This is a genomic window from Meridianimarinicoccus aquatilis, assembly GCF_004358675.1.
Lineage (GTDB): Bacteria > Pseudomonadota > Alphaproteobacteria > Rhodobacterales > Rhodobacteraceae > Meridianimarinicoccus > Meridianimarinicoccus aquatilis.
On the sequence record NZ_SMZO01000074.1, the window covers coordinates 1 to 14225 of the forward strand.

Consider the following 14225-nt stretch of genomic DNA (forward strand, 5'->3'; position numbering starts at 1 on the left):
GATGTAGACGAACCGGCGCGTGCTGAGATCGCGGCGTTGCCAGCGGTCGTAGTCGTCCCACCAGTCAGCTTTAAGCCGAGAAATTGTCGTTGATGACAGCCCCGCTGCATTGGGGCCCAAAAGTGCGGCAAGTGCTTCGTGAAAGTCGCCAGTGGAAATGCCTTTGAGATAAAGCCAGGGCAGCAGTTCTTCGATGGATTTGGCTTTGCGCAAATAGGGCGGCAGGATTGTCGAGGTGAACCGGACTTTCTCAGCGGTGTCGCCCCGGTCTCGCACGCGCGGCACCTTGACCGGCACAGTACCGATCCCAGTCATCACCTGGCGTTCCGGCAAATGCCCGTGGCGGACAAGCCGAGCGCGACCATCCTCGATCCGGTCGCCGGAATAGGCCTCCAACAACACCGAAAGCTCTGCTTCAACTGCTTGCTGGATCAGGCTGCGCGCACCTGAACGCAGAAGGTCAGTCAACGGGTCAGCTGAAAATCCATGTGGATCGGGCAAGGTCGTGATGATAGTCTTCGTCATGTGGCATATCCTTTTCTCTGCAGAGAATTGCGGCGCGTGAACAACGCCATGATATGCCGCCCCTCAGGGGCCATCACCAACTTTCAGCTATATCTCGTGTGAGTGAGGCCGAAGCCGTTTCTGCATTCCTTGATGCCATGGATGTTGCCCGCCAGCAGTTGTTTGGGTTCGACTATGCCTTGGCACTTGATGGCTCACCGAAAGATCGCCTGAAGATCCTGCCGCCGGCAATCGAGCACATCCTGAACAAGGGCGTCGAGGATGAAGGCAACTCCGTAAAGCGGTTCCAGGATGCTATTGCAACACTGGTGAAAGCCTTCAAGCTGGCATCTGGCAGCCCACAAGCCACGGATCATGCGGTTGAAGTGGCATTCTTCACCGCTGTCAGGACCGGCATCGAAAAACTGGATGCCGATCGTAAAGGGAAGAAAAGCGGGCGATCCGATTTTGCCATCCAACAGCTCGTAAACAACGCCGTTGCGTCCACCGAAGTGGTCGACATTCTGGAAGCCTGCGGTTTCGACAGGCCTGACATCAGTGTGCTGTCAGAGGAGTTCATGATTGAGCTTCAAAACATGAAGCACAAGAACCTCGCGGTCGAAGCCCTCAAAAAACTCCTGAATGGAGAGATCGGCGCCAAAACCCGAAGCAATGTGGTTAAGAAGGAAGAGTTTTCGACACGCCTGGAACAGGCGATTGCGCGATACCACAATCGCAGTGTGGACGCTATCCAGATCATCCAGGAGCTCATTGCGATCGCCAAAGACTTGCGTGTAGTGCCTGAGGATGGCCTGACATCGGAAGAGCGGGCATTCTATGACGCTCTCGCGCAGAACGATAGCGCAGTCGAGATTATGTCCAACAGCGAACTCCAAGTCATCGCAACAGAACTTGTCAAAACCGTCCGCAGCAATGCCGGCGCTGATTGGTGGCGACGCGAAAACGTGAGGGCCAAAATGAGGATTGCTGTGAAGAAGATTTTGCAGCGGCACGTCTATCCACATGACCTGACAACTGATGCTGTCAAAATCGTGCTCAAACAGGCGGAAGCCCCGGCGACAGAAGTTACTCGCTAAACCCTTAGAAACAGAAAAAGGCGCGCCGAGATCATCGACGCACCTTTTCAACATTTACCGCATGGGCTGGGCCTGTGAGGCCCCCTTTTTTACTTTTGCACCGACCCCGCGTTAATGCGCGGTGGCCCCGGATGCGTCCCCGGCTTTTGCAGCAAGGGCTGCAGCGGCGGCTGCCTCTTCGGCGGCCTCGTCCCATTCGATGGGCTCGGGCTGGCGCACCAGCGCCTTGGCCAGAACCTCCCGCACGTGAGAGACCGGGATGATCGTCAGCCCCTCTTTCACGTTGTCGGGAATGTCACGCAGATCCTTTTCGTTATCGGCCGGGATGAACACCGTCGTGATCCCGCCGCGCAGGGCTGCAAGCAGCTTTTCCTTCAGCCCGCCGATGGCCGTTGCATTGCCGCGCAGGGTCACCTCGCCCGTCATGGCGATATCCTTGCGCACCGGGATCTGCGTAAGCACCGACACGATCGCCGTCACCATCGCAAGACCTGCCGAAGGCCCGTCTTTCGGGGTTGCCCCGTCGGGCACGTGAACGTGGATATCCAGCGTGTCGAAGCGCGGCGGCTTGATCCCGATCTGCGGCGCGACCGAGCGGACGTAGCTCGACGCCGCATCGATGCTTTCCTTCATCACGTCGCCAAGCTTGCCGGTCGTCTTCATCCGCCCCTTGCCCGGCAGGCGCAGCGCCTCGATCGACAGAAGATCGCCGCCGACCTGCGTCCAGGCCAGCCCGGTGACAACGCCGACCTGGTCATCGTCTTCGGCCAGGCCGTACTTGAACCGCTTGACGCCCAGCATGTCCTCAAGATCATCCGTGGTGACGCGCACCTTGTCGGTCTTCTTGCGCACGATCTGGGTCACGGATTTCCGCGCCAGTTTGGCAAGTTCGCGTTCAAGGTTCCGAACACCAGCTTCACGGGTGTAGGTGCGTATGATCTCGGTCAACGCTTCGTCGTCAATCTCGAACTCGCCCTTCTTCAGGCCATGGTTCTTGACTTGCTTGGCGATCAAATGCTGCCGCGCAATTTCACGCTTTTCGTCCTCGGTGTAGCCCGCCAGCGGAATAATCTCCATGCGGTCCAGAAGCGGCCCCGGCATGTTATAGCTGTTGGCCGTGGTCAGGAACATCACGTTGGAGAGGTCATATTCGACCTCCATGTAGTGATCGACGAAAGACCCGTTCTGTTCTGGATCAAGCACCTCAAGCATTGCCGATGCAGGATCGCCCCGGAAATCCTGGCCCATCTTGTCGATCTCGTCGAGAAGGATAAGCGGGTTCGTCGTTTTCGCCTTTTTCAGCGCCTGAATGATCTTGCCCGGCATGGACCCGATATAGGTCCGACGGTGACCACGGATCTCGGATTCGTCGCGCACGCCGCCAAGGCTGATGCGAATGAACTCGCGCCCAGTGGCCCGCGCCACGGATTTGCCAAGGCTGGTTTTACCAACACCCGGAGGGCCTACAAGGCACAGGATCGGGCCTTTCAGTTTCTTGCTGCGTTGCTGCACGGCAAGATATTCAACAATCCGTTCCTTGACCTTCTCAAGGCCAAAGTGGTCTGCGTCGAGAACGGCTTCAGCGCGGCCAAGGTCTTTCTTGACGCGGCTCTTGGTGCCCCAAGGGATTGCCAGCATCCAGTCCAGATAATTGCGCACGACTGTCGCCTCAGCGGACATCGGGCTCATGTTGCGCAACTTTTTCAGCTCGCTTTCGGCTTTTTCTCGCGCCTCCTTGGAAAGCTGCGTTTCACTGATACGCGCTTCCAGTTCGGCGACTTCGTTCTGGCCGTCTTCGCCGTCGCCAAGTTCCTTCTGAATGGCCTTCATCTGCTCATTCAGATAATACTCGCGCTGGGTCCGCTCCATCTGGCTTTTGACACGGGTCTTGATCTGCTTCTCGACCTGAAGAACAGACATTTCGCCCTGTATCAGCCCATAAACCTTCTCAAGCCGCTCAGCGATCGACAGCGTTTCCAAAAGATCCTGCTTTTGGTCAACTTCCACGCCAATGTGCCCCGCCACGAGGTCAACCAGCTTTGCAGGCTCACGGGTTTCAGACACGGCAGTCATCGCCTCGTCAGGGATGTTCTTGCGCACTTTTGCATACCGCTCGAACTCATCCGAAACCGACCGCACAAGTGCTTCGACCGTTGCGCCATCACCCAGCGTTTCTTCAAGTGCTTCGGCACGTGCTTCGAAAAACGAGTCGTTTTCAAGATACTCTACGATCTGCACACGCGAGCGCCCTTCGACGAGCACCTTTACTGTGCCGTCGGGCAGCTTCAAAAGTTGCAGAACATTGGCCAGAACGCCAGTTTTATAAATCCCATCCGCACTTGGGTCATCGACCGATGCATCAATTTGGGACGACAGCAGGATCTGCTTGTCATCAGCCATCACCTCTTCCAGCGCGCGTACGGATTTCTCGCGCCCGACAAAAAGCGGCACGATCATGTGTGGAAATACCACGATGTCGCGCAGCGGAAGAACGGCGTAGGATGGGTTAAGTTGGTCTTCCATGATTTTTCCTTATGGCAGTGGACGCTTGGCCCCGTCATGGCGGCTCTGCGCCCTCCCCGGACTGCGACTATAGGTGGGTTCGGCAAGCGAGAGTGTCAACATGCCATGTCATTTGAGCAACGACCATACCATCGCACCATGAGCAAAACGAGCCGGTTGCGCCGGTAAAAGGCAGCTATTTCTGGGTCTCTGCACGGGCGACTGCAAGCGCCTCGGACATTTCATCCAGATCGATCATCACCTGATACGGCTCCTCACGGTTCACGGCATAAAACATTACCGCCATACTTGGCTGAACTTCCAGATTGGCAATCGCATCGGGGGCCATATCCACCAGAATAGCACAGCCATCAGGCATACAAGTCGTGAAGCGATACGTTTGGTCTGTGGTTCCATATGCCAGGCGCAAACCGGGTTCCAATGATGTTCCAAGCGGCGTCAGCAGCGCCATCCGAATGGTGCCGCTTGTCTTGCTGACAGCAAACGTGAGGGACATCAGTTGTTTGCCATTATCTGACGCGACCGGCTTTATAACAAGACACCCTCCTTCCTCGCATTTGACTTGCCAATCATCTGGGGACACGGCGACCTGCGCCGACGCGATCCCAACCGAGACAGCGCCAAGTGTGGCTGCGGCTAAAAAGTGTTTCCAATACCTCATCTCAATCTCCGCTCACAAAGAGTTGACGTCAGCCTTCCTGATATCCGTCGGTGACGCAAGCGCCGACGAGCGCTTTGTTCAAAACGCGGATCGCATACAAGCAACTATGCGTCTGGCAACTTGGCAATCGCACGAAAAACCCGCATCGCGCGCTATGGCATGAATGTTGTCACATCAATGCGTCGGTGCGATGGTCGTATCCGTGCGCACGGTTTGGGAGGGACTGCGATGTCAGACATTACGCTGAAGCAAGAAACGGCCAATCAGAACCTTGGCGAATACGAAGTCGGAAAAGCCGGGGTAAGTTGCCTGTTTCCGGGCATACGCCAATGCTTTGCCATTGCCGGGCGGCGGCAAAGCTCGATGGTCTGCACTCATGTCAGCCCCGGAGCGACCCCGCAACAAATGTCAGATACATTCGCTTTTCTGCGAGAAATCGGCGGCAATTGGGTCACGTCGTGGCATGTCATCGGCCCTTTTGTGGATCACTTCAACACTTCGAACGCCCTTTGGAAATCAGTGCAGGACATCCGCGGCACATTCAAAAGCGAGTTCGGCGAGACCGGCGCAAACCACTGGATATTAGACATCTCCAAACAACGCCACACGCCGGTGCTTGAAGAAGGGTTCACCATAAAGACCGAATTTGGCAAAGTCGACGTGAAGGCCGATCTGGATACCGCCGCAAACAAGATCCGATTTTACTATAAGGGCGACCGCGGTGCGAACTTGGGGTGGAACAGACTTTACAACAAAAAATTCAGCCGATTCTAAGCCGAACGGGCCGCGCCAGGCCCACGATCCGACCTCAAGCTATTTCACACTGGTTCGACGTCGCCTTGTGCACGGCCTGCGTGAAATTTCGCTTCAAATTCAGCGAACTTCTGTTCGGCGATTGCCGCGCGCATATCCGCCATAAGGCGCTGATAGTAGGTCAGGTTGTGCCACGTCAGCAGCATCGAAGAAATGATCTCCTTGGCTCGAAAGACGTGGTGAAGATAGGCGCGCGAATACCCGGAACACGCTGGGCAAGGGCACCCTTCTTCAAGAGGCCTGGGGTCATCCTGGTGACGCGCATTTTTGATGTTGACAACCCCGCGCGCCGTAAACGCCTGCCCAGTGCGGCCTGATCTTGATGGCAGCACACAGTCAAACATGTCGATACCGCGCTTCACAGCACCAACAAGATCGTCTGGTTTGCCGACACCCATCAAGTATCGCGGCTTGTCGGTCGGCAGCATAGCCGGTGCATAGTCGAGAACACGGAACATGATCTCCTGCCCCTCGCCCACTGCCAAGCCGCCAACCGCATAGCCGTCAAATTCGATCGCGCGCAATGCCTCGGCGCTTTGGCCTCGCAACTCTTCATCATCGCCGCCCTGCTGAATTCCGAACAGGGCATGTCCGGGCCGGTCACCAAACGCATCACGCGACCGCTGCGCCCATCGCATGGACAACTGCATGCTCGACTCGAGCCGCGCCCGGTCAGCGGGCAAGGCCGGACACTCGTCAAAGCACATGACGATATCAGATCCCAAAAGCCGCTGAATTTCCATCGACCGTTCCGGCGTGAGCATGTGACGGGACCCGTCAATATGGCTGCGAAAACTCACACCTTCCTCGGTCAGCTTGCGCAACTCGGCAAGGCTCATAACCTGAAAGCCGCCGCTATCAGTCAGAATCGGGCCATCCCAGTTCATGAACCGGTGCAACCCGCCCAAGGATGCGATCCGCTCAGCCGTGGGCCGAAGCATCAGGTGATAGGTGTTGCCCAACAAAATATCAGCCCCGGTTTCGCGCACAGAAGACGGCATCATTGCTTTGACCGTTGCCGCAGTCCCCACCGGCATGAACGCGGGCGTGCGAATGTCGCCGCGCGGCGTGTGAACAATTCCCTGACGGGCCTGGCCATCGGTGGACTGAAGCTGATATGAAAAACGCTGTGTCATGGCCTGCACTTGGCCCAACCCGCGTCGCAGTGCAAGAGTGCGCAAGCTGATTGGAATGACGGGTTGGCACAGTATGGCCGGGCAGATCGTACAATCGCGGGACTTGTATCGCAGCCTTGTCTGACGCATCAGAGAGCAAAGACTGCGGGTGTCGCAGTTTGGCCGCGCCCCCGTGTCGGCCACGCATCAACGACAAGGGTCAAGCAATGAGCGAAACCGACAACGACGCCGGTGACTTTCGTATCGGTTGGGAAGAATGGGTAAGCTTGCCCTCCCTCGGCCTTCCAGCTTTGCGGGCCAAGATCGACACCGGCGCGCGCACATCTGCATTGCATGCCTTTGATATTGAAGCATTCGGCCCGCCGAGTGCTCCCAAGGTGCGATTTGCCATTCACCCAATTCCAGGCCGCGACGATGTCACGATCCCCTGCTCGGCAAATGTCATCGACCGGCGCGAGGTCACGTCGTCGAATGGCGAATCCGAATGGCGCTATGTCATTCAGACAGAACTCAGTCTGGGCGATCACCACTGGCCGATCGAGATCACGCTCACCAATCGGACCCAGATGTCTTACCGGATGTTGCTGGGTCGTCAGGCGCTGCGCGATGATATGATCATCACCCCATCACACCGGTTTTGCCAGCCGCAGAAGACCTATGACGTGTACCATTCCGCCGCTGTTAAAGCCGCCGCGCCCACACGCGCCCTGCGGATTGCCGTTCTGAGCCGTGAAGAGACAAATTATTCCACCCGGCGACTTGTGGAAGAAGGCGAAAAGCGCGGACATGTGGTTGAAGTTATCGACACAACACGTTGTTATATGGCTATAAACAAGCTGTCACCGGAAGTTCACTATGACGGCAAACGGCTGGCACGGTACGACGCGATCATTCCCCGCATCGGCGCGTCGATAACCCCTTATGGCACCGCTGTTGTCAGGCAGTTCGAAACCATCGGCACCTATTGTGTGAACCCGTCTGACGGCATCACCGCGAGCCGGGACAAACTGCATGCCCACCAAATTCTTGCCGGTCAGCGGATTGGCATGCCTGCCACGGCGTTTGCTGCCTCGCCAAAGGATACAGCGAACCTGATCGGGCTTGTCGGAAGCGCCCCCCTTATTGTGAAGTTGCTGGAAAGCACCCAAGGCAAGGGCGTTGTGCTGGCAGAAACGCGCAAGGCCGCTGAATCTGTGATCGACGCGTTCCGGGGGCTGAAGGCGAATTTTCTGGTCCAGCAATTCGTCAAAGAAGCCAATGGAGAGGACATTCGCTGTCTTGTGATCGGCGGCAGAGTGGTTGCTTCCATGAAGCGGTCCGCCGCCGAAGGTGAGTTTCGATCCAATTTGCATCGCGGCGGTCAGGCGGCATCTGTCCGGATTACCAAGGTGGAACGCGATACCGCCGTTCGGGCGGCGCGGGCGTTCCGGCTGAATATGGCTGGGGTTGATCTGCTAAGATCTGATGATGGACCAAAGGTTCTGGAGGTGAATTCATCGCCGGGATTTGAGGGGATCGAAAAGGCCAGCCGCAAGAATATCGCAGCCTTGCTTTACGATGACATTGAAAAACGGGTGCGCCCTACTCCGGCCCGTAGGCGCGCCGGAACGGCGACGGTTTCCGACGCGAGCAACGAAGCCGGCTAACCGCCTCTGGACGTTATGGCACCGCGCTCATATATTCCCATGTGAAATAGTAAGGGAAAGACCATGCCCGCATCGCAATCTGACACTGCACCGATGGAAGGTGCGCCGCTCATCCGGCCATCCACCACCGATCATCCGCTATTTGACAGCGTGGTTGAAGCATGCAGATCAGTCTACGATCCTGAAATACCCGTGAATATTTACGACCTGGGACTTGTTTATACCATCAACATAGACGCCGAAGGCGCCGTTGGGGTGATTATGACCCTCACTGCTCCGGGGTGTCCCGTCGCCGGCGAAATGCCCGGATGGCTCGCCGAAGCGATTGAACCACTGCCCGGTGTCAAAACAGTCGACGTCGAAATCACTTGGGATCCGCCCTGGGGGATGGACATGATGTCAGACGAAGCGCGTCTGGAACTGGGCTTTATGTGACAAGCCAACGAAACGAGATGCTCGCCGGGCGCAACTATCTTCCCGGCGACGCTGAATTGGTTGCTCTGCGTGCTCGGGCGCAACGTCTGATGCAGGCATACAATGCGACGACAGTCGCTGACACTGATGCACGCGGTCCGATCTTGGATGAATTGCTTGCGGGGGTCGGCAAGGGCACTTCAATCCGGGCGCCTTTCTACGTTGATTATGGCGCGCATATCACGTTGGGCGCAGACGTCTTTTTGAATTATGGCTGTGTTCTGCTTGATGTCTGCCCGATTGATATCGGCGATGGCACGCAAATTGGGCCAATGACTCAGGTCCTGACCGCCGATCATCCACGTGATCCGTCGCAGCGTGCTTTGGGCTTGGAATGCGGCGCACCAATTTCCATTGGCAGCAACGTTTGGATCGGCGGCGGCGTCCTGATCCTACCGGGTGTCACTGTGGGCGATGATGCCATTCTTGGCGCAGGCGCAGTGGTAACACGCGACGTTGCCGCAGGAATAACAGTTGTCGGCAACCCTGCCCGGCCTGTCTCTGCGAGCTGATTTTTCAACAGACAAGATCCCGCCGGACCCTCTGTGCGGTACAGCACATTCGATTGCGATTGTTCATGTTGGTATGGAATTCCATAGTTCATGTCCTTCGCTGCCGAGACTCTTTAATGTGATAGAAACTTTCGCCGCTCTCGCAATTGCGCACGTCGCCAGTGACTTTGTTTTTCAGTCACGCTGGATCGCCCAGAACAAAACGGCCCTTTGGCCGATGTCAGCCCATATCGCCATCGTGGCCGTGACCAGTTGGACCGCATTGGGTTTTTCGGCGCTATTTGCCGTGCTGCTTTTGTCGGCGGCGCACCTTGCAATGGACCTTCTTAAATCCCGCCATCTCAAGAAATCCGGCGGCAGCTTCGGTATCGATCAAGGGTTTCACATTTGCTGCATCTTGATTTTTGCGATGGCGCAGCCAAATGCGTGGAGCAACGGACTTTGGGCCAGTGTACCGGGAAATGCACCTAGTCAGGCACTTGCCCTTGGCGTGCTGGCCATGGGTGCGATCTATGCGACGCGCGGCGGGCTTTTCTTCGTTGAACACATCGTCACGCCGAACAAGTGCACCGCCAGCGACTGGCGCAGCTTGAACAGCTCCACGCACCGGCTTGCCACATGGCAGCGCGCCACGGTTTTTCTTGGCATGCTGATTGGCCCAATGGCCTGCGCCGCGATATGCGCCGTGTATGTGACCTTCAAGTTGTGGCATGATCGGAACACGGATCGGCCGAACGGGACAATGTCCGGCATGCTGGGATCATTTGCGTGGGCAATTTTTATCGGCTTTGGCACTCATGTTACGCTGTCTTTACTGCCAACCCTTGATGCAGCGCGGATGGGGCCTTATCCTTTATTATGAAAGGATCATGCCCATGTTCGGAATTCCCGGTAAGCAAGCGGTTTCACTGACCCCCGCAGCGGTTAAACAAATCGCTGGCTTGATGTCCAAACAAGACACCAAGGGTCTACGCCTTGGCGTCAAAAAAGGCGGCTGCGCGGGGATGGAATACACCCTCGATTACGTATCAGAGATTGATCCGTTGGATGAGGTTGTCGAACAAGACGGTGCACGCGTGATGATTGCGCCGATGGCACAGATGTTTCTGTTCGGAACAGAAATCGATTACGAGGTGTCGCTTCTGGAAGCCGGGTTCAAGTTCCGCAATCCGAACGTCACAGAAGCATGCGGATGCGGCGAATCCATCAAGTTTGACGAGTCCCTCAGCACAAGCGCGTAACGTCGGCAGCATGCGGCCTTGCACCCGGTGTTCCAAGCCGGTTTTATGCGTGTCATGATAGCAAGGGAGATACGCATGCGTCGCAAATTGGCTGCCGGAAATTGGAAGATGAACGGCGGGTCCGCTGAACTTGCTGAAATCCGCGAGCTTCTGAAAAGCAGCAGCACCGCACAGACTGATATCCTGATCTGCCCTCCTGCCACCTTGATCGAACGGATGCGTGCATTGGTGGCAGACGCGCCGCTGTCGATTGGCGGTCAAGACTGCCATGTCGCAAAGTCAGGTGCCCACACAGGCGACATTTCAGCCGGAATGCTGGCCGATGCCGGAGCGAGCCACGTTATCGTCGGCCATTCCGAACGGCGACAGGACCATGGTGAAACAGACGCAATTGTCAGGGCCAAGGCAACCGCCTCATGGGGTGCCGGACTGATCGCTGTAATTTGCATTGGTGAAACGCTCGATGAACGCGAGGGCGGTAAAACGTTGGATGTGATCGCAACGCAGCTTGATGGGTCTGTGCCCGATGAGATGGCTCCAGAAACCACCGTGATCGCTTATGAACCGGTCTGGGCCATTGGAACCGGCCTGACGCCGACACTGGAGCAGATTGGCGAAGTGCACGACTTCATCCGATCAGAACTGGGTAAGAAATTCGCCGAACGCGCAGACGGTGTCCGATTGCTGTACGGCGGTTCTGTGAAGCCATCAAATGCCGCTGAAATCTTCGGCGTCAGCAATGTTGACGGCGCGTTGGTTGGCGGCGCATCCTTGAAAGCATCTGACTTTTCCGGGATCATCGCCGCACTTGAAGCCTCCTAAGACCGAGGTAATTCAAAACTCAGTCAAACGAAAAAGGCCCGGGCAATGCTCCGGGCCTTGTTGCATGCGTTTCGTGAAAAGCTCACATGCGGGATGCGACGTTTTCCCAGTTCACAAGCTTGTCCAGGAAGTTGGTCAGGTACGCAGGACGTTTGTTGCGGAAATCGATGTAGTAGGAATGCTCCCACACGTCGCAACCCAGCAGCGCGGTCTGACCAAAGCACAGCGGGTTCACGCCGTTTTCGGTCTTGGTCACCTTCAGACCACCATCTGTGTCTTTGACCAGCCAGCACCAGCCAGACCCAAACTGACCTGCGCCTGCTGCGGAAAACTGCGACTTGAACTCATCCACGGACCCGAACGACTCGGTGATGGCTTTTTCCAACTCGCCGGGCATGCCGCCGGTCCCTGGCCCCATCATTTCCCAAAACTGGGCGTGGTTCCAATGCTGCGATGCATTGTTGAAGATACCCGACTGCGCAACAGCCGTTGCATCATAGGTGCCTGTAACGATCTCTTCGATCGACTTACCGGCCCACTCGGTGCCGTCGATCAGCTTGTTGCCATTGTCGACATAGGCCTTGTGGTGGATGTCGTGGTGATATTCGAGCGTTTCCTTGGACATACCAAGATCGGCCAGCGCATCATGCGCATAGGGAAGATCGGGAAGTTCGAATGCCATTTTTGGCCCCCTGTTTACTATGTTTCACTAGCGGTTACATGAGGGCTGCTCTAGGGGAAGGTCAACCCCCCGGCCCTGTTCAAACTGGCGAACTCTCCACAATCTGCCGCTCCAATCGCCCCGGCTGTTCGAAACGTGACCCCGTGCGGCATCCGCGCGCTTGAAACGCTCTTTTGCACGGCGGCGGGATTGACTATGTCCTGACAATGACATTCTGGATCCTGATTTTCGCGCTGGCCGCTGCGGTCGCTGCGCTTTTGGTAGCAAGCTTGCTTCGACGTCGCCGTGTCGAGCTTGAACGCGCAGATTATGACATTGCTGTGTACCGCGAACAGCTTGTGTCCGTTGAGCAGGACGTCGCACGCGGCGTGCTTGCGCCCGACGCTGCAGAACGTGCGCGCATCGAAATTTCCCGCCGCATTCTTGACGCCGATCGCCGTCGCAGTGGCGCACCATCCGGGCAAGCGCCTGCATGGCTCAACCGGGTCATGGCAGCGGCTGTCACTGCGGTGGTTTTGGGCGGCAGCATTGGACTTTACTGGGTCGGCGGTGTGCCGGGTTATGGCGACCTGCCGTTGAAACAGCGTCTTGCCGACAGCGCAGAGTTGCGCCAGACCCGGCCCAGCCAAGCAGCCGCGGAAGCACAGGCCGCTGAATTCCGCGCCGAAGCCCCGACCCCGAGCGACGAGTATCTGGACTTGATTGAAAGGCTCCGCACAACCGTGGCAGAGCGCCCCAATGACCCGCGCGGCCTTGAACTTTTGGCCCGCAACGAAGCTGCGTTGGGCAATTTTGTTGACGCTTATCAAACGCAACAAAAGCTTCTAGACGTTCTGGGCAGCCGCGCAGATGGGGCCGCCTTTGCTGATCTGGCCGATATGATGGTGCTCGCCGCCGGTGGATATGTCTCGCCAGAAGCTGAGGCCGTCTTGGGCCAAGCGTTGGCGCGAGATCCGAACAATGGGCCTGCACGGTATTACGTAGGCTTGATGCAGGCGCAGAACGGACGGCCTGACATTGCATTTGATATCTGGCGTAACCTGCTTGAAGGGTCATCGCCAGACGCCGCTTGGGTGCCGGCGATCCGGGAACAAATCGTGGACGTGGCTACACGCGCCGGACGCCGCTACCAGTTGCCCCCTGCCGATACCGGGCTTCGCGGTCCGGATGCCGCAGACATGGCCGCCGCTGCAGATATGTCTGCCGAAGAAAGAATGGACATGGTTCGTGGGATGGTGGCAAACCTGTCAGACCGGTTGGCGAATGAAGGCGGAAGCCCCGCGGAATGGGCGCGCCTGATCGGGGCTCTGACAGTATTGGGCGACACGGATAGAGCCAAAGCGATCTGGACCGAAGCGCAAGAGGTGTTCGCCGACTTGCCCGACGGTTTGGCAGAAGTGAATGCTGCCGCCACACGCGCAGGTCTGGACCAATGATCACCGACGACCTGGCTGAGTTCGCGGGCGCCCTGCCCGCCGGGCGCGCCGTTGCCGGGCTTGATTTCGGGACCAAGACCATCGGCGTTGCAGTGTCTGACCGCCTTTTGTCGGTGGCCACGCCGCTTGAGACCGTGAAGCGCAAGAAATTCACGGCGGATGCCGCAGCCCTTTCGAAACTGTTTTCGCATCGTGAAATTGCCGGTATCGTCCTTGGTCTTCCTCGCAACATGGATGGCAGCGAAGGGCCGCGCTGCCAATCAACGCGGTCCTTCGCGCGAAATCTGGCGTCAGTAATTGACCTGCCGGTGACCTTCTGGGATGAGCGGCTTTCCACTGTGGCGGCTGAGCGGTCGCTGTTGGAAGCAGACGCCTCCCGCGCGAAGCGGGCTGAATTGATCGACAACGTGGCGGCCGGTTATATCCTTCAAGGTGCGCTTGATCGCTTGAGACATATGAGGCAGACATGACAGCCCCCGTTTGGACCCGCGACGAAATCGAAAGCCCCTGCATCAATATCTGCGTGATCCACCCGGAAACGCGGCTGTGCACGGGCTGCGCGCGCAGCATTGACGAGATCACCGCTTGGTCGCGGATGAACCGCGAAGAACGCAGCGCTGTCATGGCCGCATTGCCGACCCGCACCCCGGCACCAAAAAGTCGCCGCGGCGGGCGGGC

General features: G+C 57.4%; 16 protein-coding genes. 11 read left to right on the plus strand and 5 right to left on the minus strand.

From position 1 onward, the window contains the following. On the minus strand, positions 1 to 525 hold a 525-nt coding region (locus E2L05_RS18575), incomplete at its 3' end, for a transposase (RefSeq protein WP_208016242.1). A gap of 98 nt (positions 526 to 623) precedes the next feature. Here E2L05_RS18575 and E2L05_RS18580 point away from each other — a divergent pair. Then, positions 624 to 1601: a DUF3387 domain-containing protein gene (locus E2L05_RS18580; protein ID WP_165971811.1), complete on the plus strand. Its 978-nt coding sequence runs from the start codon at positions 624 to 626 to the stop codon at positions 1599 to 1601. 111 nt (positions 1602 to 1712) lie between these two features. Here the strand turns inward: E2L05_RS18580 and lon are convergent, their stop codons facing one another. Beyond that, positions 1713 to 4124: an endopeptidase La gene (gene lon / locus E2L05_RS18585; RefSeq protein ID WP_133344347.1), complete on the minus strand. Its 2412-nt coding sequence runs from the start codon at positions 4122 to 4124 to the stop codon at positions 1713 to 1715. 175 nt (positions 4125 to 4299) lie between these two features. Further along, on the minus strand, positions 4300 to 4785 hold the full coding sequence (locus E2L05_RS18590) for an invasion associated locus B family protein (RefSeq protein WP_133344349.1): 486 nt from the start codon (positions 4783 to 4785) through the stop codon (positions 4300 to 4302). A 228-nt stretch (positions 4786 to 5013) separates the two neighbouring features. Between E2L05_RS18590 and E2L05_RS18595 the strand changes: the two genes are divergently transcribed. Then, positions 5014 to 5559: a hypothetical protein gene (locus tag E2L05_RS18595; RefSeq protein WP_133344351.1), complete on the plus strand. Its 546-nt coding sequence runs from the start codon at positions 5014 to 5016 to the stop codon at positions 5557 to 5559. 44 nt (positions 5560 to 5603) lie between these two features. Here the strand turns inward: E2L05_RS18595 and tgt are convergent, their stop codons facing one another. Further along, on the minus strand, positions 5604 to 6734 hold the full coding sequence (tgt, locus tag E2L05_RS18600) for a tRNA guanosine(34) transglycosylase Tgt (protein ID WP_133344353.1): 1131 nt from the start codon (positions 6732 to 6734) through the stop codon (positions 5604 to 5606). Positions 6735 to 6940: 206 nt separating this feature from the next. On the opposite strand from tgt, the gene rimK reads away from it, so the two are divergent. The 6 genes from rimK (at position 6941) to tpiA (ending at position 11429) form a co-directional block, all read left to right on the plus strand. Further along, the gene (rimK, locus tag E2L05_RS18605; protein ID WP_133344355.1) at positions 6941 to 8380 is read left to right on the plus strand and encodes a 30S ribosomal protein S6--L-glutamate ligase; all 1440 of its coding nucleotides are present in this window, start codon (positions 6941 to 6943) and stop codon (positions 8378 to 8380) included. A gap of 63 nt (positions 8381 to 8443) precedes the next feature. Continuing rightward, positions 8444 to 8815 (plus strand): SUF system Fe-S cluster assembly protein, encoded by a 372-nt coding sequence (locus tag E2L05_RS18610; RefSeq protein ID WP_133344357.1) that lies wholly within the window; start codon positions 8444 to 8446, stop codon positions 8813 to 8815. Beyond that, complete coding sequence (locus E2L05_RS18615; RefSeq protein ID WP_243722056.1) at positions 8812 to 9366, plus strand: sugar O-acetyltransferase; 555 nt, start codon at positions 8812 to 8814, stop codon at positions 9364 to 9366. Before E2L05_RS18610 ends, E2L05_RS18615 begins: the two co-directional genes overlap by 4 nt. Positions 9367 to 9439: 73 nt before the next feature. Continuing rightward, positions 9440 to 10228, plus strand: a complete 789-nt coding sequence (locus E2L05_RS18620; RefSeq protein ID WP_243722057.1) for a DUF3307 domain-containing protein — start codon at positions 9440 to 9442, stop codon at positions 10226 to 10228. A gap of 13 nt (positions 10229 to 10241) precedes the next feature. Next, positions 10242 to 10607: a HesB/IscA family protein gene (locus E2L05_RS18625; RefSeq protein WP_133344361.1), complete on the plus strand. Its 366-nt coding sequence runs from the start codon at positions 10242 to 10244 to the stop codon at positions 10605 to 10607. Positions 10608 to 10682: 75 nt separating this feature from the next. Then, positions 10683 to 11429: a triose-phosphate isomerase gene (gene tpiA / locus E2L05_RS18630; protein WP_133344363.1), complete on the plus strand. Its 747-nt coding sequence runs from the start codon at positions 10683 to 10685 to the stop codon at positions 11427 to 11429. Positions 11430 to 11511: 82 nt separating this feature from the next. On the opposite strand, the gene E2L05_RS18635 is transcribed toward tpiA, so the two are convergent. Then, positions 11512 to 12111: a superoxide dismutase gene (locus E2L05_RS18635; protein ID WP_133344365.1), complete on the minus strand. Its 600-nt coding sequence runs from the start codon at positions 12109 to 12111 to the stop codon at positions 11512 to 11514. Between the two features lie 206 nt (positions 12112 to 12317). Between E2L05_RS18635 and ccmI the strand changes: the two genes are divergently transcribed. The 3 genes from ccmI to E2L05_RS18650 all read left to right on the plus strand — a co-directional run. After that, entirely contained in the window at positions 12318 to 13547 is a 1230-nt protein-coding gene (gene ccmI / locus E2L05_RS18640) for a c-type cytochrome biogenesis protein CcmI (RefSeq protein ID WP_133344367.1), read from the plus strand. Beyond that, complete coding sequence (gene ruvX, locus E2L05_RS18645; RefSeq protein WP_133344369.1) at positions 13544 to 14017, plus strand: Holliday junction resolvase RuvX; 474 nt, start codon at positions 13544 to 13546, stop codon at positions 14015 to 14017. The genes ccmI and ruvX overlap by 4 nt, the downstream gene beginning before the upstream one ends. Further along, positions 14014 to 14225 (plus strand): DUF1289 domain-containing protein (locus E2L05_RS18650; RefSeq protein ID WP_133344370.1); only part of this gene is annotated, 212 nt, incomplete at its 3' end. The genes ruvX and E2L05_RS18650, both read left to right, overlap by 4 nt.